We start from the raw sequence: 20,391 nt of genomic DNA, 5'->3' as shown, positions 1-20,391 counted from the left end.
TCATCTCCAGCCATGTAACAGGCGGGCGTAGTTCAATCGCTCCCAGGTTTGAGCGTTCGGGGCGTTTTCCATGGAAAGGACGCCCCGGGCTTCGGCCAGTGAGTCGTAGCCCATTCCGGACAGTCTGCGCGTCATCTCTTCAGTGATCCTGGCCAGAGCCTTGGGTCCCTCAGCCAGCAAGGCTGAGACGACCTGTACAGCAGTGGCGCCAGACAGGATCGCCTTTGCGGCATCGTCGCCACTATGAACGCCACCTGAAACGGCCATCTCAAGGCCTGTCCGACCATACAGCATGGCAACGCCGTGCAGCCGCAGAGGCAGTTCGGCGTTGGTGGACAGCACCACCTCCCGGCTCAGTTCCAGCTCATCCAGATTCATATCCGGCTGAAAGAAGCGGTTGAACAGCACCAGCCCCCGGGCGCCCGCCGCTTCCACGCCAGCGACAAAAGCTGGTAGCGCGGAATAGAAGGGCGACAGTTTGACACTGACCGGGATGGTGACCTGCTCCACCACCGAGCGCACCACATCGGTCTGGCGCTGTTCCAGGGTAGCGGCAGTATCGGACAGGTCAGTGACCAGATCATAAAGGTTGAGCTCGATGGCGGAGGCGCCGGCGTTTTCCAACTCCCGGGCATGCTGGGTCCAGCCCCCGGGGGAAGTGCCATTGAGCGACGCAATCACTGGAACATCCAGCGCGCTTTGCAGCAGTTCCAGGCGTTTCAGGTAGCTGCCGGAACCCATCTCAAACACTTCGGATTCGGGGAAGAACGAGCGTGCCTCGGCATCCATGTTGATGCGGGAATCGATAAAGTGGTGGGCGGCCATCTGTTCCGCCACCAACTGCTCCTCAAACAGCGAATGCATGACTACTGCACCGGCGCCGGCATCCACGCAGGCCTTGAGGGCGTCCAGATCATCGGTCAGTGGGCTGGCACCAACCACCAGGGGCGAGCGCAGGTCGAGCCCGAGCCACTGGATTGTCAGGTCAGTCATGATTGTCTACTCCCTTGTCCTGGTCTGCTGGCGGCTCATGGGGCTCAAAGTGAATGCCCGCCAGTTGCATGTACAGCTCGCGTTGGTCCTTCGCCGCTTCGCTGGCCGCGGTCACCAGTTGCTCATACCGCTGTGGATCCCTGAGTTCCAGCATGCGGAAGCGGGCTTCCTCCTGCATATAGGTCTTCATGGGCACTTTCTGGCGCACGGAGTCCAGTTGTAACGGTGGCAGGCCCTCGTGAATTCGGCGGGGGTCGAAGCGATAGATCGGCCAGGCCCAACTGTCCACCGCCCGGCGCTGCTGGGCTGGGGAATACACCAGATCATAGCCGTGGGCAATACAGGGGCTGTGGGCAATGATCAGTGCCGGGCCATCAAAGCTTTCGGCTTCCTGCAGAGCTTTGGCGGTCTGATTGCTATGGGATTGCATGGCAATCTGGGCAACGTAGACATGGCCATAGCTCATGGCCAGCAGGCCCAGATCTTTCTTGCGGGTTTCCTTGCCGGCGGCGGCAAACTTGGCAACCGCACCCATAGGCGTAGCCTTGGATTGCTGGCCCCCGGTGTTGGAGTACACCTCGGTATCCAGCACCAGCAATTTGAGATTCTGGCCCGACGCCAGCACGTGGTCCAGACCACCGTAGCCAATATCATAGGCCCAGCCGTCTCCGCCAATCACCCACACACTCTTCGGGCACAGTTCATCCGCCAGGCCGGCCAGTTCCTGTGTCTCCGGGCCTTGCTGATCCGCCAGCCAATCACGCAGCCAGCCCACCGCTTCCCGCCGTGCCGCCACGGCGGTCTCGTCGACAGTGGCACAGGGGCCCGTCAGGGCGCCGTAGAGTTCGGGGGGCAGCCGCTCTTTCAGTCCGTCCAGCAACTGTCGGGCCCGGGCCACCAGCTTGTTCAGTCCCATTCGCATGCCCAGACCCAGTTCAGCGGCATCCTCGAACAGCGAGTTGTTCCAGGTCGGCCCCCGGCCATCCGCATCCACCGTGTAAGGCGTCGTGGGCAGGTTGCCGCCATAAATAGACGAGCAGCCGGTGGCATTGGCAATCAGCAGGCGATCGCCCAGCAACTGGGTGAGCAGGCGAATGTACGGAGTCTCGCCACAGCCGGCGCAGGCGCCGGAATACTCAAACAGGGGAATTAACAGCGGCAGCGACTTGAAATCCCGGGGGATACGATCCCGGGGAACGTCCGGAAGGTTGCGCAAGAACGCCAGGTTTTCCGCCTCCGCTTCCCGGTGTTTTTCCGCCGGCCTCATGTTGATGGCCTTACGCTTTGGCTGGGTCCGATCCCTGGCGGGGCAGACCTCTACACACAAACCGCAGCCGGTACAGTCATCCGGCGCCACCTGAATCCGATAGTCGAGGCCCTCCAGTTCCGGGGTATGGGTCTCGGGTACCGCTTCGAAGGTTTCCGGGGCCCCCTGGCCGGCCTCCGGCTCGAAGACTTTGCAGGTGATGGCGGTGTGCGGGCAGATCATCGCGCAGAAGTTGCACTGCACACACAGGTCCGACTCCCAGACCGGAATCTCCTGGGCAATGCTGCGTTTCTCGTACTGGCTGGTGCCGGTCGTCCAGGTACCGTCCGGCGGAAAGGCGCTGACTGGCAGCTTTTCACCCTGCCCATCCATCAGCAGACGGGTGACTTTCCGGACGAAGTCCGGCGCATCTTCCGGAACCCTTGGCGGACGACGGCGGGTTGCCGTCACCGCCTCCGGCACAGACACTTCATGCAGGTTCGCCAGGGCAGAATCCACTGCCTCCACATTGCGACGCACCACCTCCGGCCCACGACGGCCCCAGGTCTGGCGAATGGATTCCTTGATCTGGGCAATGGCCTCATCACGGGGCAGGATATCCGCCAGGGCGAAGAAGCACACCTGCATGACGGTGTTGATACGTCGCTCCAGACCGGCCTTTTCCGCCACCTCAGCGGCATCAATCACGAACAGATGGGCCTTGCGCTCGACCAATACCCGCTGGGCTTCCACGGATAACCGATCCCAGGCCTGGTCCGGAGCCCAGGGCACATTGAGCAGCACCGTGGCGCCCGGAGCCGCATGTTCCAACACATCGAACCGCTCCAGAAACTGCGGCGCGTGGACGGCCACGAACTGGGCCTGACGGATTTGATAGCTGGAGCGGATCGGCAGCGGCCCGAAGCGCAGGTGCGACACGGTGGTAGCGCCGGATTTTTTGGAATCGTAGACAAAGTGGCCCTGGGCAAACAGATCCGTGCCCTCGCCGAGGATCTTGATGCTGGCCTTGTTGCTGCTGACCGTGCCATCGGCCCCAAGGCCGAAAAACAGTGCCCGGCGGGTTTTCGGTGATTCGATATCCAGTTCGCTGTCCACGTCGAGCGACAGGTGCGTCACGTCGTCGCGGACGCCCACGGTAAAGCGGGTTTTCGGTGACGTCTCCTTTAACTGGTCAAAGACCGCGCAGACCATGGCCGGGGTGAATTCCCGGGAGGACAAGCCGTAACGCCCGCCGATCACCCGGGGCAAAATCTCCCGGTCGCCCCGGCTATAGGCCTCCATCAGCGCGCCGCTGACTTCCAGCACAAGAGGCTCGCCCTGGGCACCGGGCTCCTTGGTCCGGTCCAGTACCGCCAGGTGTTTCACGGTCTCGGGCAGCGCCTGCAGGAAACGGTCCGTGGCGAAGGGCCGGAACAGCCGCACCTTGAGGACGCCCACCTTTTCCCCCTGCGCCATCAACCATTCCACAGTCTCGTGGGCGCACTCGGCGCCGGACCCCATCAGGATAACCACTCGCTCCGCTTCCGGATGGCCAAGGTAATCGAACAGCTGATATTGGCGACCGGTGATTTCAGCAAATCGCCCCATGACGGCTTCCAGACGTTCCGGAAATGCCCGATAGAACGGATTGGTGGCTTCCCGGGCCTGGAAAAACGCATCCGGATTCTGGGAAGTGCCCCTTACTACTGGCCGGTCGGGGGTCATCCGGCGGTTGCGATGTTCTTCCACCCCTTCATGAGACACGAGTGCCTGCAAGTCCTCGTCACTGAGCGCCACAATCTTGCCGATTTCATGGGAGGTGCGGAAGCCGTCAAAGAAATGCATCACCGGTACCCGGCTTTCCAGGGTTACCGCGTGGCCAATGGCGGCCAGATCCTGAGCTTCCTGCACCGAGCCCGAGGCCAGTAGCGCAAAACCCGTTCCTCGGGCGCTCATTACATCGGAGTGGTCACAGAAGATAGACAGGGCATGGGTGGCAACACTGCGGGCGGCAACGTGCATGCAAAAAGGCGACAGTTCGCCAGCAATCTTGAACAGATTGGGCAGCATCAGCAGCAGTCCCTGGGAGGCGGTGAACGTGGTCACCAGCGAACCCGCCTGCAGCGCTCCGTGCATCGCGCCAGCAGCCCCGGCTTCGGACTGCATTTCCACCACGCCCGGCACCTGGCCCCAAAGGTTAGGCTTGCCAAGCGCAGCCCAGTCATCCGCGTGTTCACCCATCGCCGAAGCCGGGGTGATCGGGTAGATGGCAATGGTTTCACTCAATCGATAGGCCACCGAGGCCACGGCTTCATTGCCATCCAGGGTATGGAATGCCATCAACACCACTCCTTGTCAAAACTGTCAGACTGCTTTGAGTCTAGGCGGGGCAGCTATCAGCCACAAGCGGTGGGACAGCTTGCCGAACCAAGCTTGCGCAATTCGTCAAAAAGCCCGGCCAGGGCAAGACGCTCACACATCCGCAGAGTTCTGGCTGTCGGGCTGTCGGAATACCGGTAAACCGGCCTACGCCTTGGCCCGGCCCAGCGACCAGAGCCCGAATACCGGGCCGGGCACCAGCAGCAGCGCCACCCAGACCCCCAGGTCACCCCACAAGCCGCTGGTCAGCCAGATGGCCGGCAAGGTGAGCCCGAACCCCACGGCATTCATTACCGCCAGCGACGAGCCTACCGATTCCCGCGGCGCCGTGGCCGCCGCCAGGGCGGAGAACTGCGGCGAATCCGCGACTACCGCAAGCCCCCAGACAAACAGCAAGGCAATCAGGAGCACCGGCGACAGCCCGCTTAACCAGGGGTATACCAGGCAAACAGTTCCTGAAAGCATCAGGGCCCGCCAGGCAACCCATTCGCTCCCCTTGGTACGGCTCAGTCTGCCGCCACCGATACAACCGGCTGCCCCTATTCCGATTACGGCAAAAGCCAGCCAGGGGATGAGCCCGTCATCCGCACCCAAACGCTGCAACTCCCGGCCAATCAGTAAGGGCGTCAGCGTCCAGAAGGCATAAAGCTCCCACATGTGCCCGAAGTAGCCACCGGCGACCGCCCGAAACCTGGGTATACGCAATGCCGCCAGACCCTGACTCAGGGGTATGGGACCACTGATTTTGGGCAGATGCGGCCCGTCACCCAACAGGAACACCATGGCACCTCCAGCCAGCGCCAACACCGATGCCACCAGTAACGGCAACTCCCAGGGCAGGCCGAATGTGGCGCCGCGCATAAGATGAGGCAATGCGGTGCCAAGTGTCAGCATGCCCACCAACCACGCCAGGGCCGCGCCGGCGTATTTCGGTGTCCAGGCAATGACCATTTTCATGCCGAGCGGATAGATACCGGCCAGGCACAGGCCTGTGGCAAACCGCAGCAGGAAATCCAGGGGTGGCAGATGGGCGGCAAAAACAAATCCACCGTTCACCAATGCCCCCAGCAGGCTCGACACCGCAAAAATCCGGCTGGCGCCAAACCGGTCCGCCAGCCCGGTTACAGCGATGGTCAGAGTGCCCACGATAAAGCCGGCCTGGACCGCCAGCGTCAGCCGGCCCAGATCGGTCTCCGTGAGGCCCAGCTCGCCGGAGAGCGATAACCAGACGCCGTTAACGCTGAACCACAGGGAAGTACCGAACAACTGGGCCAGCACGATAACAGGCAGGGGGTAACGTCTTAGCAGGTCGATCATTATTGTTGTCTTTTCTCCCTGGCTCAGGACTTTACCAACCGGTCCAGACGCAAACGTTCTCGATCATCAAACAGTCTGCGGCCACCCCAGGAGACCGCCATCACTGCACCAAAACCGGTGCCTGCCGTGATGATGAGCATCACCAGAATCTGGTATTTCACCGCCACCGCAGGCGGACTGCCCGCCAGAATCTGACCGGTCATCATGCCCGGCAAACTGACAATACCGGCAACCGCCATAGCGTTGATCGAAGGCATCATGCCACTGCGCATGGCCTCCCGCCGGATATCCTCCAGTGCCTGCTGCCAGGTTTGCCCCAGCATCAGCCGGTTCTCGATGACCGCCCGTTGCCGCCAGACCGACTCGTTCAGCCGGTCCAGTGCCAGGCTGACACCGGTCATGGTGTTGCCGAGCATCATACCCAGCAACGGAATGGCGTATTGAGGGGCATACCAGGGGGTTGGGCCGATCACCACGCTCAGCGCCAGCACCGTGACAGTAAAGGAGGACACGAACATAGCCCCGGTACCAATACCAAAGGCCCACCCTCCCTGCAGCCGCCGGCTCTGGCGCGCTACCACTTCCCTGCCCGCGACCAGCAGCATGACCAATGCCATCAGGGCAATCCAGTAGAACCCGGAGGAGGCGAACAGGACCTCCAGCACCAGTCCGATCAGGGCTAACTGGATGACCGTGCGCAAAGCGGCAACCAGCAGGTTGCGGGTAATGCCCAGTCGGGCCAGATACCCGGTCACCGCCAGGGCCAGAATCAGCAGAGCTGCCAGCCCGAGTTTCCACCAGACCAGATCAATCACGTCCATGGACAGGCTCCAGTCTGGCTCCGTAAATCCGGTAGTGTGCATTGGCGACGCGGTGGATCTGCGCCGGGTCGTGGGCAACCCAGAGGGTGGCAATCTGCCGCCGTCGAATCTCCTCAAGCAGCCAGATTTCAATGGTTTCCGTGGTCTCGCCATCCAGATTGGCAGTAGGTTCATCCAGCAACAGCGCTTCCGGTTGCATGGCAAGGGCGCGCCAGAGCGCCAGACGCTGCCGCTCCCCGGAAGACAGCCGGCTGACCGACCAGCCCATCACCTCTGGAGGAAAACCCAGCGCCGGTGGTAGCAGGTCACCAGTCGTACCAGGGAAGTGAGCAGCCACATCATCAAACCACCATTGGCTGTCCGCCGGCACCATCACCACACGCCTGCGCCACTGGTGCGCTGGCAGGGAAAGCTGATCGGTGCCATTGAGCGAGATGCTGCCGCCATGGGGCTCCAGGTCTGCAACGGCACGCAGCAACCGGCTTTTACCGCTGCCGGAAGGCCCGGACAAGCAGACCACTTGCCCTCCGGGCACAGCCATCGATACCTCATCCAGGCTGCCGACACGGACGCCTTCCAGCAATAGTGCCTTCAAAACCGGCTCGCCCGGGCAACTCCGAACCATTCACAAGCCTCCAGGCCGGTCACGACGCTGGTCGTCCGGTTTGCGAGACAGCCACGGCGCGACGATCTGGCAACAGGAGCGACAACATCGCTGCCATTACCACCAACACTGAGGATATCCACAAGCATGCTTCCAGGCCATAAGCCTGATAGACCCAACCGGACAAAATCGTTCCCAGCAGTCGTCCGGCGGCGTTGGACATGTAGTAAAAGCCCACATCCAGGGACACGCCATCACCCCTGGCGTAGGAGACTATCAGGTAGCTGTGCAGGGAGGAATTGATGGCAAACAGCACCCCGAACAGCAGCAGACCGCCGATGACGACAAACTGAGGCGACCAGCCAGCCAGCAGGCCACTGGCAATGGCGGCGGGAATCAACGCCAGGGCAGCCGCCCAGAGCACGGCCGGCTGCTTGCCTTCCCTATTCCCGGTAATCCGGGGCGCGATGGCCTGGATAAAACCATAGCCGATAATCCAGATGGCCATGAAACCGCCCACTTGCCAGAAATCCCAGCCAAATACCGTGTGCAGATACACCGGCAGGGCCACCACAAACCAGACATCCCGGGCCCCGAACAGGAACATGCGCGCGGCGGACAGTACGTTGATCGCCCGGCTCTTGGACAGGATTTCACGGAACTTCGGCTTCGCCTTGCTCTTGCCCAGCTCCCGCCTGAGCAGGAACAGGCTCGCCAGCCACACAAGGCCCAGCGCCACTGCCATGATCACGACCGCACCTTTAAAGCCAGCGGCCACCAGCAACACGCCACCCAGGAAGAACCCCACACCCTTGAGGGTATTCTTGGAGCCGGTAAGAATCGCCACCCACTTGTACAGGGTGCCCTGCTGCTCATCCGGCACCAGCAACTTGATGCCGCTCTTGGCGGACATCTTGTTCAGGTCCTTGGCGATACCGGAGAGTGCCTGTGCGGCCATCACCCAGGGCACGGTGAGCATGGCCGCCGGCACCGCCAGCATGGCCAGCGCGACAATCTGCAGGCCCAGCCCGATATTCATGGTACGGTTCAGGCCCACGCGGGCGCCCAGGTAGCCGCCCACCAGGTTGGTCACCACCCCGAAAAACTCGTAGAAGATGAACAGCAGGGCGATTTCCAGCGGCGAATAGCCCAACTGGTAGAAATGCAGCACCACCAGCATCCGCAGGGCACCATCGGTGAGGGTGAAAGCCCAGTAGTTACCGGTGATAATCAGGTACTGTCGGATGGCGGCCGTCATATCACGCCGAGCCCACCCGGCGCGCCAGTTCGGCGGTGCGGTTGGCGTAGCCCCACTCGTTGTCGTACCAGGCATAGATTTTTACCTGGGTACCGTTGACCACCATGGTGGACAGGGCATCAACGATGGAGGAACGCGGGTCGGTCTTGTAGTCGATGGACACCAGCGGGCGTTCCTCATATCCCAGAACGTCTTTCAATTCACCCTCTGCCGCTGCTTTCAACAGCTGGTTCACGGTGTCGCGATCCGTGGGTGTTTCCACTTCAAACACGCAATCGGTCAGCGACGCATTGGTTAAAGGCACTCGCACCGCGTGGCCATCCAGCCGCCCTTTCAGTTCCGGGAAGATCTCGATAATCGCCGTCGCGGAACCGGTGCTGGTCGGGATCAACGAACTGCCGCAGGCCCTGGCCCGGCGCAGATCCTTGTGGGGCGCATCGATGATGGTCTGGGTGTTGGTGAGGCTGTGAATGGTGGTGATCGAACCGTGCCTGATGCCCAGTTTCTCGTGGATCACCTTTACCACCGGCGCCAGGCAGTTGGTGGTGCAGGAGGCGGCCGTGACGATGCGGTCGTTGGCAGGATCAAAGATGTCGTCGTTTACGCCGACCACGATATTCCTGGCACCTGCTTCCTTCACCGGTGCGGTAACCACCACCCGCTTCACCCCCTGGTCCAGGTACCCCTGCAGGGCGCTGACTTTCCTGTTGACGCCACTGGCCTCAATCACCAGGTCGCAGCCGGACCAATCGGTTTCGCCGATGGTCTTGTTGTGGGTCACGCGGAGTCGCTGCCCCTCGATAACAATCTCCGTACCATCGGCAGAGGCGTCATGGCGCCAGCGGCCATGGATGCTGTCAAAATTGAGCAGGTGGGCCAGGGTGCCGGCATCCGCACCCGGATCGTTGATGGCGACAAATTCCATCTCCGGCCACCCCCAGGCAGCCCGCAAGGCCAGGCGACCGATGCGGCCAAATCCGTTAATTCCGATTCTGATCTTGCTCATGATGTGCTCCTGAAGGGTCTGGTCAATCCAGTAAACAACGTAATGACTACAGGCACTGGACAGCCGGCCGTTCCGCCATGGCCTGCAGCCGCTCCAGCGGGCTCTTAATCAATGCGGTATTGCTGGTGGCCGTTTCGTCCAGCACCCGAACCAGCCACGAAGGCAACTGTGGATTCAGCGAATAGTAAATCCACTGCCCCCGGCGCTCCGTTGTCAGCATGCCAACCTCCCGCAGGGTCGCCAGGTGCCGGCTGACTTTGGGCTGGGAGACGCCAAAGGCTTCGGTCAGCTCGCAGACGCAGAGTTGTTCCTGGTTCCGGATAAGCAGCAGCGCAGCCAGGCGGAAGTCATCGGCCAATGCCTTGAACACCGCCACCGGGTCATAACTGAACGGTTTTGACCCGGTTTCTTTCTGATGGACGAGGGCAAAAAGTGCGATACGCTCTTTGATTTCCTTGAGCGTCAGGGCAAAGGTCCCGTGGCGGTTTGCCGGAACCGGGTCGGCAAAATCCCAGGCAATCGGCTGGGCCGGCTGGCACAGGGTGCCGCATTCGTGGGCGGCTTTCTCGCAGAGAGTAATGACGTAATCCCAGTCGCTCCCCTGCACATCCGCCAACCGCTTGCTGTGCAGACCCTCCGTGGAGATGCCGGCTTCCTCCAGAACCTGCAATGCCATAGGGTGCGGACTGGTTGGCTCGGTACCGGCACTGGCCACCTCAAACCGGTCCCCCGCCACGTCCCGGAGCAACGCTTCCGCCATCAGTGAGCGGGCACTGTTGGCGGTGCAGACGAACAAAACGCGGCGCTTCATATCTTCAATTCCGTATATTTGAGTTGCCACATATATATTTTAATGCATAATAGAATCTCCAGCGCACCGAGTAAAGGGGGACCTCACATTAAAATGGACAACACCAGGGAAGTTAGGGTGACGCCGTCCTCCGAAGGCATGGACCTTTTCGGGCGGTACCTGTCAGTCTGGGTGGCCCTGGCGATCATCGCCGGCGTGGCCCTGGGTCAGCTGACACCGTCGGTACCAGAGACCTTGTCCCGCTTTGAATACGCCCAGGTGTCCATCCCCATCGCCATCCTGATCTGGGCGATGATTTTTCCGATGATGGCGCAGATCGATTTCAGTGCCGTGGTCGGCGTGCGCAAAGAGCCCAAAGGATTGGCCATTACCACCATCGTGAACTGGCTGATCAAACCGTTCACCATGTTTGCCATCGCCTGGTTCTTCCTGACGGTGGTGTTCGAGCCGTTTATTGCCCCGCAACTGGCCAGCGAATACCTGGCCGGCGCGATTCTTCTGGGTGCCGCGCCCTGCACCGCGATGGTGTTCGTCTGGAGCTACCTGACCAAAGGCGATGCCGCCTACACCCTGGTGCAGGTGTCACTGAACGACCTCATCATGCTGTTCGCCTTTGCACCCATTGTGGTGTTCCTGCTTGGCATTTCCGATATTCAGGTGCCCTGGGATACCGTGTTCCTGTCGGTGGTGCTGTACATTGTAATACCGCTGACCGCCGGCTACCTGACCCGCCGCACGCTGATTGCCCGCCACGGCCAGCGCTGGTACGACGAGGTGTTCATGAAGCGCCTTGGGCCGGTCACGCCAGCAGCGCTGATCGTCACCCTGGTATTGCTGTTTGCCTTCCAGGGCGAAGTGATTCTGAACAACCCCCTTCACATTGTGCTGATTGCCGTGCCGCTGATCGTACAGACCTTCCTGATCTTCTTCCTGGCCTACGGCTGGGCCAGACTGTGGAAAGTGCGCCACTGCATTGCGGCACCCGGCGCGATGATCGGCGCCAGCAACTTCTTCGAACTGGCCGTAGCCGCCGCCATCGCACTGTTCGGCCTGCAATCCGGCGCCGCCCTGGCGACGGTGGTTGGCGTGCTGGTGGAAGTGCCGCTGATGCTGATGCTGGTGCGCATTGCCAACAAGACCCGGGACAGGTTTCCTGCGTGAATTGATCAACATCAGAAGGCACATTCGATCAGGTTGAGCCAGGAACCATGCTTGGGCGTGTGAACATACTCATAATTCCGGCTCACAGTCGGCGCCTTGCCCGGAACCGGCGGCAAGTCGGGAGCCGTCAAACCAATCGCTTGCACCCCTGGCTTCTCATCGACACTGACCGTGTAAATCGGATTCGGCCGGGTATTCGGGGTAACTGCCCTCAGGCTGGACGGGGAGAGCGCCCTGCGCGCGGCCACTCTCAATTGACTGGCCGGCCACCGCTCACGCCGGGGCGATGCGCCGACCGCTGTCCGGGTCGAAGAACACCACCTTCTTCATGTCGAACATCAATTCGGCGGTTTCACCCCACTCCACCGGGTGCTCCGGGTCGATCCGGCAGTGCACGTTGGTGTCGTTCAGCTGAATCAGCGCGATGACGTCCGGGCCCGTGGGTTCGGTCACTTCGATGGTGAATTCGCCCCTGGCCACGAGGGTCTGGTCGTTTTTCTGATCCTGGGGCTGGGTGATGTGCTCCGGGCGGATGCCCAGAATCACGTCCCGGCCCACGCGGTCGGCTAGAAATTCCGGTACCGGCAGTTTGATGGCCCGTCCGCCGTTACCACGTACCTCCGCCTGCAGACCGCTTTCTCCCTGCTCCACAGTCACCGGCACAAAACTCATGGCCGGTGAGCCCATGAAGCCGGCCACAAACAGGTTCTCCGGCCGGTCGTAAACCTCTTTCGGTGTACCCAGCTGTTGCAACTCACCGTCCTTGAGCACGGCAATCCGGTCCGCCAGGGTCATGGCCTCGATCTGATCGTGGGTTACGTACACAATGGTGGTTTTCAGGCGCTGGTGCAGTTTCTTGATCTCGGTACGCATTTCCACCCGCAGCTTGGCGTCAAGATTCGAGAGCGGCTCGTCGAACAGGTAAATGCGCGGCCGGCGGGCCAGGGCCCGGCCCATGGCCACCCGCTGCTGCTGACCGCCGGAGAGGTTCGCCGGCTTCTTGTTCAGCAACTGGGAAATCTGCAGCAGGTCGGCCACCCTTTCCACTTCCTGATCAATCTCGTGCTTCGGCAGGCCGCGGATCTTCAGGCCAAAGGCGATGTTCTCGCGCACCGACATGGTCGGGTACAGGGCGTAGGACTGGAACACCATGGCGATGTCCCGGTCTTTCGGCTCCATGCTGGAGATATCCTTGCCGTCGAGCACGATGGCACCGTCGGTGATGGTTTCCAGGCCCGCGATGGTGTTCATCAGGGTGGATTTGCCACAGCCGGACGGGCCGACAAGTATCAGGAATTCCCCGGAAGCGATGTCGATATCGATGCCCTTGAGGGTTTCCTCGGCAACTCCCGGGTAGGTTTTGCGGATGCTCCGCAGTTCCAGTTGAGACATTGTTGTTGTCCTCTCAGGTCAGCCTTTGACAGATCCGGCGGTCAGCCCCCGGATGAAGTATTTGCCGGCGACGATATAGACCACCAGCGTCGGTAGCGCCGCAATCATCGCCGCAGCCATATCCACGTTGTATTCCTTCACCCCGGTACTGGTGTTTACCAGGTTGTTAAGCGCCACGGTGATGGGCTGGCTGTCGCCACTGGCAAATACCACCCCGAACAGGAAGTCGTTCCAGATCTGGGTGAACTGCCAGATCAGCGACACCATGAAAATGGGCGTGGACATCGGCAGCAGGATGCGGAAGAAAATGGTGAAGAAGCCGGCACCGTCCAGCCGGGCGGCCTTGATCAGGGCATCTGGAATGGCCACGTAGTAGTTCCTGAAGAACAGCGTGGTAAAAGCCACCCCGTAGATCACATGCACCAGAACCAGACCAGCAGTGGTATTGGCCAGGCCAAGTTTGCCCAGGGTTGCGGCCATGGGCAGCAGAACCACCTGGAACGGCACGAAGCAGCCGAACAGCAGCATGCCGAAGAACAGGTCGGAGCCCTTGAACTTCCACTTGGACAGCACATAACCGTTGAAGGCGCCCAGCAGCGTGGAAATGAGCACCGCCGGCACGGTCATCTTGAACGAGTTCCAGAAATACCCGCGTATGCCCTCGCACTGGACACCGGTGCAGGCCTCGGACCAGGCCTTGGTCCAGCCGATGGTGGTCCAGTCCGTGGGCAGCGCCATCAGGTTGCCGGTGCGAATGTCCATGGGCGTCTTGAAGCTGGTCACCAGCATGATGAAGAGCGGGATCAGATACACCAGCGCGGCCAGAAGCAGGAGCCCATAGATGGCCACGCGGCTGGGACGAAAGCCCGGGCGAACCACATCAGTCATGGCGTTTCTCCCTCAGTTCCGAGTACAGGTAAGGCACGATCAGCGCCAGTATGGCGCCCAGCATCAGCATGGCACTGGCCGACCCCAGGCCCATCTGGCCCCGGGTGAAGGTATGGGCGTACATGAACACCGCCGGCAGATCGGTGGAGTAGCCCGGACCACCGGCGGTCATGGCCATGACCAGATCAAAGCTTTTGATGGCGATGTGGGCCAGTACCATCACCGCACTGAAGAACACCGGCCGCAGGGAGGGCAGGATGATTTTCCAGTAGATCAGCGGCAGGCTGGCGCCATCGACCCGGGCGGCCCGGATAATGGCAGAATCCACCCCACGAAGCCCCGCCAGGAACAGGGCCATAACGAACCCGGAGGCCTGCCAGACAGCAGCCATCACGATGGTGTAGATGGCCATATCCGAACTCACCAGCCAGTCGAAACTGAATGACGTCCAGCCCCAGTCATGCATCAGCTTCTCCAGCCCCAGACTGGGGTTCAGGATCCACTTCCACACGGTGCCGGTGACAATCATCGACAAGGCCATGGGATAGAGGTAGATGGTGCGGATAGCGCCTTCCTGACGGATCCGCTGATCCAGAAAAATAGCCAGCACCACTCCAATAACCAGGCAACTTAGAATGAACAGGCCGCCGAAGATGCCCAGGTTGACGGAGGCAGTCAGCCAGCGGTCATTGGCCATCAGCTTGGCGTACTGATCGAAGCCGACAAAGTCGTACACCGGCAGGAAGCTGGAACTGGTGAACGAGAGCACGCCGGTCCACAGCATGAAGGCGTACACGCCAATGCCTACCAGAACAAAGGTGGGGGCCACCACCAGCTTCGGCAGCCAGCGCTGGAGCCCGTCCAGCAGACGCGACGGCGCCCTGGCCACTCGCGCGGGATGATATTGGATCTGTTCCATGGGGGTTCTCCGGAAGCAGCGACGGGGCCACCGACGCGGTGGCCCCGGTCAGATCACAGTGCGGCCTGGATGGCAGCCGCCAATTGATCGGTGGCCTCGGCCGGGTCCGGGTTGTCCGAGTTGGCGAAGTTGGTCACCACATCGAAAATCTGACCCTGCACGTAGCTGGTGTTGGCCAGGCCATGGGCGAAGCTGGGCACCAGCCCGCCGGTTTTGGCGGTGGCCCTGAAGGCGTCCATGGAGTCCTGGGCGCAGGCGTCGAAATCCGACATGTCCATGTCCGTGCGCACCGGGATGGAGCCCTTGGCCTTGGTGAAGACGGTCTGGAACTCCGGCGACAGGATGGTGCGGGCCAGGTCCTTCTGGGCCTTCACGTTGTCCTCGTTATTCAGCTTGAACATGGCGAACGAATCCACGTTGAAGGTAAAGTCACCCGAGGTGGCCGGCGCCGGAGCGCACAGGTAGTCCTTGCCTGGCGTCAGGCCGGCGGCAGTGAATTCACCCTTGGCCCAGTCACCCATGATCTGCATGGCTGCCTCGCCCTTTATCACCATGCCGGTGGCGGTGTTCCAGTCCCGGCCCGCGGCGTTGTCGTCCACGTAGCTCATCACCTTAGCGAACCTGGCGAAGGTCTCTTCCATTTTCGCGCTGTTGATTACGTCCATGTCGTTGTCCACGAACGCCCGGCTGTAGTCCTTCGGCCCGAGTACCGCCAGTGCCACCGCTTCGAACACGGTGGCGTCCTGCCAGGGCTGGCCACCGTGGGCCAGCGGAATGATGCCGGCGGCCTTGAGCTTGTCGGCGACGGTGAAAAACTCGTCGAGGGTGGTGGGCACCTTGGCGTCCACCCTGGCCAGTACCTCCGGGTTCACCCACAGCCAGTTGACCCGGTGCACGTTTACCGGCACCGCCACGTAATGGCCTTCGTACTTCATCACGTCGGCAATGCGTGGGGGAATGAGCTGGTTCCAGTTTTCCTGAGCGGCAACGTCGTCGAGGCTGGTCAGGAAGCCCAGCTTTGCCCACTCCCGGATGTCCAGGCCCTTGATCTGGGCGGCGGCGGGCGGGTTGCCGGAAACGGCGCGGGTCTTGAGCACGGTCATGGCAGCCTCACCGCCACCGCCGGCCACCGCGAAGTCTTTCCAAGTGTGGCCCTGCGCAACCATCATTTCCTTGAGGGCGGCGGCCGCGCGCGCTTCGCCACCGGAGGTCCACCAGTGCAGGACTTCCACTTCACCGGCCTGGGCATTACCCAGGGGCATCAGGGCGGAAGACAGCGCCAGGGCGCCAAGGGTACGGGTCATGCGGTTCATACAGACTCCTTGTTATTTTTGTCAGCGACGACCGGCAGCCAGGGGCCAATCGGTCAAGAATCACTCAACGAGTATAGGGCAAGGGGCTGGCCGGCTAAGTATCAAACTGAAAACCCGATGTGACAGGCTTGTTACATAGCGGGCGCGGCCCCGTAGGGCGGTCCGGGACACGGCGGATTAGCGGCGGGGCAGGTCCAGGGTTACCCGCAGGCCGCCGCCGGGGCGGTTGTCCACGGTCAGTTCGCCGCCATGATTGTGGGCAATGTTGCGGGCAATGCCCAGGCCCAGGCCGTGGCCCTCCTGGTGCTGGCAATCGTGCCGGTAATAGGGGTCAAAGATCCGGGGCAGCGCGGCCTCGGGGATACCCGGCCCCCGGTCGTCCACCCGAATCCACAGACGGTCGGCGGAGTCCTCCAGGGTGATCACCGCCCGCTCGCCGTACTTGACGGCGTTGTCCAGCAGGTTGCCCAGGCAGCGGGACAGGGCCAGCGGCTTGCCCCGGTACGGCAGGCTGTGGCCCCGCACCGTCACCAGCGACTGGTCGCCGTCCCGGTAGGCCTCGGCCATGCGCGCCACCAACCGTTCAATGTCCACCGGCTCCACGTTCTCGTGTATGTCGGTGTCCTTGAGGGACTGCAGCGCGCCCTTCACCAGCAGTTCCAGCTCCAGCAGGTCATCCTCCAACCGGCCCCGCATGGCGTCGTCCTGGATCAGGTCGGCCCGCAGGCGCAGGCGGGTGATGGGGGTCTGGAGGTCGTGGGAGATGGCCCGGAACATCTGGTCCCGGTCACCGATGAAGCTCTGCAGGCGTCGACGCATGGTGTTGAAACCACGGGTAACGGCAACGATTTCAGCACTACCCTGCTCACTCAACGGCGGCTGTTTTTCATCCAGAGGCAAGTCTCGCGCTGCTTTGGCAAGCGTGCGCAGGGGGCGGGTCTGCTGACGCACCAGCCAGGCCAGCACCGGAAACAGAATGCCAATCATCACCAGGATGAACAGAATCTGCTGGCCCGGAATGCTCTCGTCCTCCAGCGAGACATAGGGCGCCGGCAACAGAGAGGCAAGATATAACCACTCCCCGTCGGCGACCTCAACCTGGGTGACCAACACCGGCGGTTTGATGGGCTCAAGAGTCAGCGCATAGTGCGCCCAGCTCCTTGGCAGGGCATCCAGTGGCAGCTCGGCATTCAGAATCCGCAGATCATCCGGGTGAACGAAATCAACATGCAAATTCACGCTATTACCCAACCGACTCCTGAGAACCGAAAGTACCTCCTCTCTGACTAGTTGCTTGCGCTCACTGTCGGGCAAGGCTTTCATGTCGATGCGTCTGTCGTTGAGCGAAACGAAAAACCGGGAGCCTCCCATGTCCCGCAACTGGTCGAGAACAATGTGTCGGTACTGCAAGGGCAGAGACTTGAAGAACTGTGTGGTGGCCGCCGCCGAATAGGCCAGGTTACGGGTAGTACTGACCAGACCTTCAATCTGATGGGCCCGGAAAGTGCCGACCCAGACCAGACTTGAAACCACCTGGGCAACTCCCATGGCCAGCAATGTCAGCAGCAGGATCCGCCCCAGCAAGGACGATGGCACCAGCCGCCATGACCGGCGTGGTTTGCCTTCTCCCCTGCGGTTACTCGCTGGCATGTCTTACCGAAGCGGCCAGAACATATCCCGCTCCCCGGACTGTTTTTATCAATTTTGGATTTCGCCCATGATCACCGAGACGCTGGCGCAAGCGGCTGACCGCCACATCCACAACCCGATCCAGGGGCATGGACTCGCGCCCCCGGGTTACATCGGAAATGGTGTCCCGGTCCAGCACTTCGTTGGGGTTGGCCAGAAACAACTGCAGCAGTGCAAAATCGGCTCCGGAAAGGGGGACCGTCTCGCCATCTTCCGAGATCAATTCGTGGGCAAGTGTGTCGAGGCGCCAGCAATCAAAGAGTAGGAACCGAGGGTTGTCAGATCGGGCAAAACTCGCTCTTCGGAGCAAGGCCTTGACTCTGGCCTGCAGCTCCCGGGCGCTGAATGGTTTGGCGAGATAGTCATCAGCGCCCAGCTCAAGACCTACCACCCGGTCGGTTTCGTCGGAACTTGCTGTCAGCATGATGATGGGCACTCTCGACTGTTCCCGTATCCGCCGGCAAAGGGTAAAGCCATCGTCACCGGGCAGCATTACATCAAGCACAATAAGATCGACATGGGCGGAATCCAGTTGGGACTGCATCTGTTCGCCATCCGCTGCGGTCAGCACTCCGTACCCCACACGGGTCAGGTGCTCCTCCAACAACTCCCGGATAGCGACATCGTCGTCAACAACCAGAATCAATGCCTTACTATCATTCATGGATTTGCATTCATGGACTTAACTTTTTTGTTATTCATGCGACAAGAGTACGCCCTGAAATTGTAAAGCAAAAACCCTGTTTGGGCGCCCGGGAATAGAAAACAGCGAATGCCTTGCCTTGCGACGCCTCCGTCTCCTTAAAACTGATAAATCAGCCTGAGGCGATTATTGAAAAAGGTAGGCTGACCATTCCAGCCCACGACACCCAGATTGTTGCTGACCGAGAGCCCTTCAAGATTCGGGTTCACTCCCGCCAACTGGTAGGTGAAGCCGACATCGAAACCGTAGCCGATCTGTCCCTTCTTGATAACCGCGTTGGCGGGGTAACCCTGGCTGCCACTGAAATCGTAATAATTGCCGTTGAATCCATAAGCGGCTTTGTGCCAGACATAACGGGTGAACATGGACAGGTTGTTTGTGACAGAGCCACTTAATCGGACACCATAAGCTCTTCCGGGGCCACTGTTTTCGATGCCCGCGTTCATCGTATCATCGAATAAGGTCCCGCTGAGGTCAGAATAGGGGTGAACGAAACCACCATTGCGGAAAGTGCCCTTATTGACCGGAGAATACTGCGCCAGTATTGATGCTTTCCAGTTCGGCCCCTGCACACCGAGTTTACCGCCATAGATAGCAGCGTCGATCTGACCAAGCGCCGCCGAGCCTGAATCCGTTTCATGCAGCGCCTGCAAGCGCACAAAGGGGCGAAGTCCATTGCGTGCAAGCGGTGGAAGTTGGTAACCCGCCTCAACGTATCCCATTTTCGCAATATTGAAAAAATTGTAGAACCATGCCTGCCCGAGCAGCCCCCCCGCCGAAGTTTGCTGCTGATACTGCAGCCCGGCTGTCAAAAGGCCGGGTTGCGCGCCGACCGGGTAGCCAGTTGTATTGCGATTACTCCATTCGTCCGTGAAGCGACCAAGCGAACGCGTGAACCGGCCGAAATACAGTTTCATATCGGGAGTTGAAGAACCCGCATCATAAGCAAACGGCATGTATTGCGACACTTCATATTGCGAATTTCTGACCTCCTGCGGACCGTGTTTCTGAAAAGAATCGAACAGCGAGAGAGTTCCTGAAACTCCGTAAAAAGATCTTGGCAGGAGGGTATACATATCGGTGTTGGCAAAGGGAGTATTAATCAATTGTCTCCCGGCACGCACACGCAGACCCTGCCCCTGATACTGCAGAAAACCTTCGGTGAGCTGGTTCAGGTCCTGAGGCTGCCCGAGGAGCCCTTTATAGACGCCGTCATCGTAACTGACCAACGGATGCGTCGTGAAAAGGGAGGTATGGGCACTGAAGCCATAAAGACTCCCGGTGGACATGGATATGTCGCCGCCATACGCTGTGCCACGACGGTCAAAAGACTGACCTTGCTCCGCCACTGTCCCCTGCGGCACAGGGTAGGGAGCGTTACCGGAGTTGCGGCGACGAAAATCGTAGATACGAAGATTGCCCGATATGCTGGCGTCGTCGACAATGCTGGACTTGAAAGCGTCCCGAAATGTCTCTGCGTGGCCGGGCGCGGCAAAACCAAGACCAAGGATGACACACAGTGTGACGAGATTCGTGGGGGAAAAACAATGCCGACGTGCGGGATTATCATTAGTAATTGCACAGGCAGGTGAAAATAGTCGTTGTTGCTCGAACATGCCTTCTCCTTTTGTTTTTATGAGATTTTTTTGTAATTTGACTGCAGCTTGCAGTGAGCATCCGCGGCAGTGTGCCGACGATGGCAGCGGCTTTCTCAGCCAGGACCAACCGCGAATTTCACTATAGGCGGGAACATTTCCGGGAGAGGTATCAAAGTGTAAGACGAATGCAACACCCTGGTTACATTGGTCAGACCGGCCAGAGGCAAGGGGCTTTTAGGGGGGGGTAAGCGTTCGGGTTTGCCTGCTCAGACAAGCCTGGAAGGCATCTTTCT

The 20,391-nt window shown here is 60.6% G+C and carries 16 protein-coding genes and 1 pseudogene; 1 reads left to right on the top strand and 16 read right to left on the bottom strand.

Annotated features, from left to right (window positions below; translation table 11 throughout):
* The 8 genes from AC13C0_RS13250 to AC13C0_RS13215 all read right to left on the bottom strand — a co-directional run bounded on the left by AC13C0_RS13250 (nt 1) and on the right by AC13C0_RS13215 (nt 10,435).
* Complete coding sequence (locus AC13C0_RS13250) at nt 1–993, bottom strand: dihydroorotate dehydrogenase-like protein (protein WP_341580797.1); 993 nt, start codon at nt 991–993, stop codon at nt 1–3.
* A complete protein-coding gene (gene nifJ, locus AC13C0_RS13245; protein WP_482954534.1) occupies nt 986–4,579 on the bottom strand; it encodes a pyruvate:ferredoxin (flavodoxin) oxidoreductase in 3,594 nt (1,197 codons plus the stop codon). The genes AC13C0_RS13250 and nifJ overlap by 8 nt, the downstream gene beginning before the upstream one ends.
* Nucleotides 4,580–4,765: 186 nt before the next feature.
* Nucleotides 4,766–5,935: an MFS transporter gene (locus AC13C0_RS13240; protein WP_482954533.1), complete on the bottom strand. Its 1,170-nt coding sequence runs from the start codon at nt 5,933–5,935 to the stop codon at nt 4,766–4,768.
* 23 nt (nt 5,936–5,958) lie between these two features.
* Nucleotides 5,959–6,756 carry an ABC transporter permease gene (locus AC13C0_RS13235; protein ID WP_117618687.1) on the bottom strand — a complete coding sequence of 266 codons (798 nt, stop codon included), beginning with the start codon at nt 6,754–6,756 and terminating at the stop codon, nt 5,959–5,961.
* On the bottom strand, nt 6,743–7,381 hold the full coding sequence (locus AC13C0_RS13230) for an ABC transporter ATP-binding protein (RefSeq protein WP_117618688.1): 639 nt from the start codon (nt 7,379–7,381) through the stop codon (nt 6,743–6,745). Before AC13C0_RS13230 ends, AC13C0_RS13235 begins: the two co-directional genes overlap by 14 nt.
* Nucleotides 7,382–7,400: 19 nt before the next feature.
* The gene (gene arsJ / locus AC13C0_RS13225; protein WP_117618689.1) at nt 7,401–8,618 is read right to left on the bottom strand and encodes an organoarsenical effux MFS transporter ArsJ; all 1,218 of its coding nucleotides are present in this window, start codon (nt 8,616–8,618) and stop codon (nt 7,401–7,403) included.
* Nucleotide 8,619: 1 nt separating this feature from the next.
* Nucleotides 8,620–9,624 (bottom strand): ArsJ-associated glyceraldehyde-3-phosphate dehydrogenase, encoded by a 1,005-nt coding sequence (locus AC13C0_RS13220; protein WP_117618690.1) that lies wholly within the window; start codon nt 9,622–9,624, stop codon nt 8,620–8,622.
* A 46-nt stretch (nt 9,625–9,670) separates the two neighbouring features.
* Entirely contained in the window at nt 9,671–10,435 is a 765-nt protein-coding gene (locus tag AC13C0_RS13215; protein WP_482954532.1) for a metalloregulator ArsR/SmtB family transcription factor, read from the bottom strand.
* 93 nt (nt 10,436–10,528) lie between these two features.
* Between AC13C0_RS13215 and arsB the strand changes: the two genes are divergently transcribed.
* Complete coding sequence (gene arsB, locus AC13C0_RS13210; protein WP_117618692.1) at nt 10,529–11,596, top strand: ACR3 family arsenite efflux transporter; 1,068 nt, start codon at nt 10,529–10,531, stop codon at nt 11,594–11,596.
* 41 nt (nt 11,597–11,637) lie between these two features.
* On the opposite strand, the pseudogene AC13C0_RS13205 reads toward arsB, so the two are convergent.
* From AC13C0_RS13205 to AC13C0_RS13170, 8 genes and pseudogenes are all read right to left on the bottom strand, one after another.
* Nucleotides 11,638–11,793, bottom strand: a pseudogene (locus AC13C0_RS13205) (IS630-like element ISCARN21 family transposase); the annotation flags it as partial.
* Between the two features lie 76 nt (nt 11,794–11,869).
* Nucleotides 11,870–12,988 carry an ABC transporter ATP-binding protein gene (locus AC13C0_RS13200; RefSeq protein WP_117618693.1) on the bottom strand — a complete coding sequence of 373 codons (1,119 nt, stop codon included), beginning with the start codon at nt 12,986–12,988 and terminating at the stop codon, nt 11,870–11,872.
* 18 nt (nt 12,989–13,006) lie between these two features.
* Complete coding sequence (locus AC13C0_RS13195) at nt 13,007–13,876, bottom strand: carbohydrate ABC transporter permease (protein ID WP_117618694.1); 870 nt, start codon at nt 13,874–13,876, stop codon at nt 13,007–13,009.
* Nucleotides 13,869–14,795 (bottom strand): carbohydrate ABC transporter permease, encoded by a 927-nt coding sequence (locus tag AC13C0_RS13190; protein ID WP_117618695.1) that lies wholly within the window; start codon nt 14,793–14,795, stop codon nt 13,869–13,871. Before AC13C0_RS13190 ends, AC13C0_RS13195 begins: the two co-directional genes overlap by 8 nt.
* Nucleotides 14,796–14,848: 53 nt before the next feature.
* Nucleotides 14,849–16,108, bottom strand: coding sequence for an ABC transporter substrate-binding protein (locus tag AC13C0_RS13185; RefSeq protein WP_117618696.1), 1,260 nt, complete (start codon nt 16,106–16,108; stop codon nt 14,849–14,851).
* Nucleotides 16,109–16,285: 177 nt separating this feature from the next.
* Nucleotides 16,286–17,758: an ATP-binding protein gene (locus tag AC13C0_RS13180; protein ID WP_117618697.1), complete on the bottom strand. Its 1,473-nt coding sequence runs from the start codon at nt 17,756–17,758 to the stop codon at nt 16,286–16,288.
* Nucleotides 17,745–18,461, bottom strand: a complete 717-nt coding sequence (locus tag AC13C0_RS13175; protein WP_117618698.1) for a response regulator — start codon at nt 18,459–18,461, stop codon at nt 17,745–17,747. The genes AC13C0_RS13180 and AC13C0_RS13175 overlap by 14 nt, the downstream gene beginning before the upstream one ends.
* A gap of 137 nt (nt 18,462–18,598) precedes the next feature.
* Nucleotides 18,599–20,116 (bottom strand): hypothetical protein, encoded by a 1,518-nt coding sequence (locus AC13C0_RS13170; RefSeq protein ID WP_162893717.1) that lies wholly within the window; start codon nt 20,114–20,116, stop codon nt 18,599–18,601.
* Nucleotides 20,117–20,391 lie beyond the last annotated feature (275 nt).

The sequence above is a fragment of the Marinobacter sp. B-21 genome, assembly GCF_056857895.1.
This window is presented reverse-complemented; position numbering and strand designations above follow the sequence as displayed.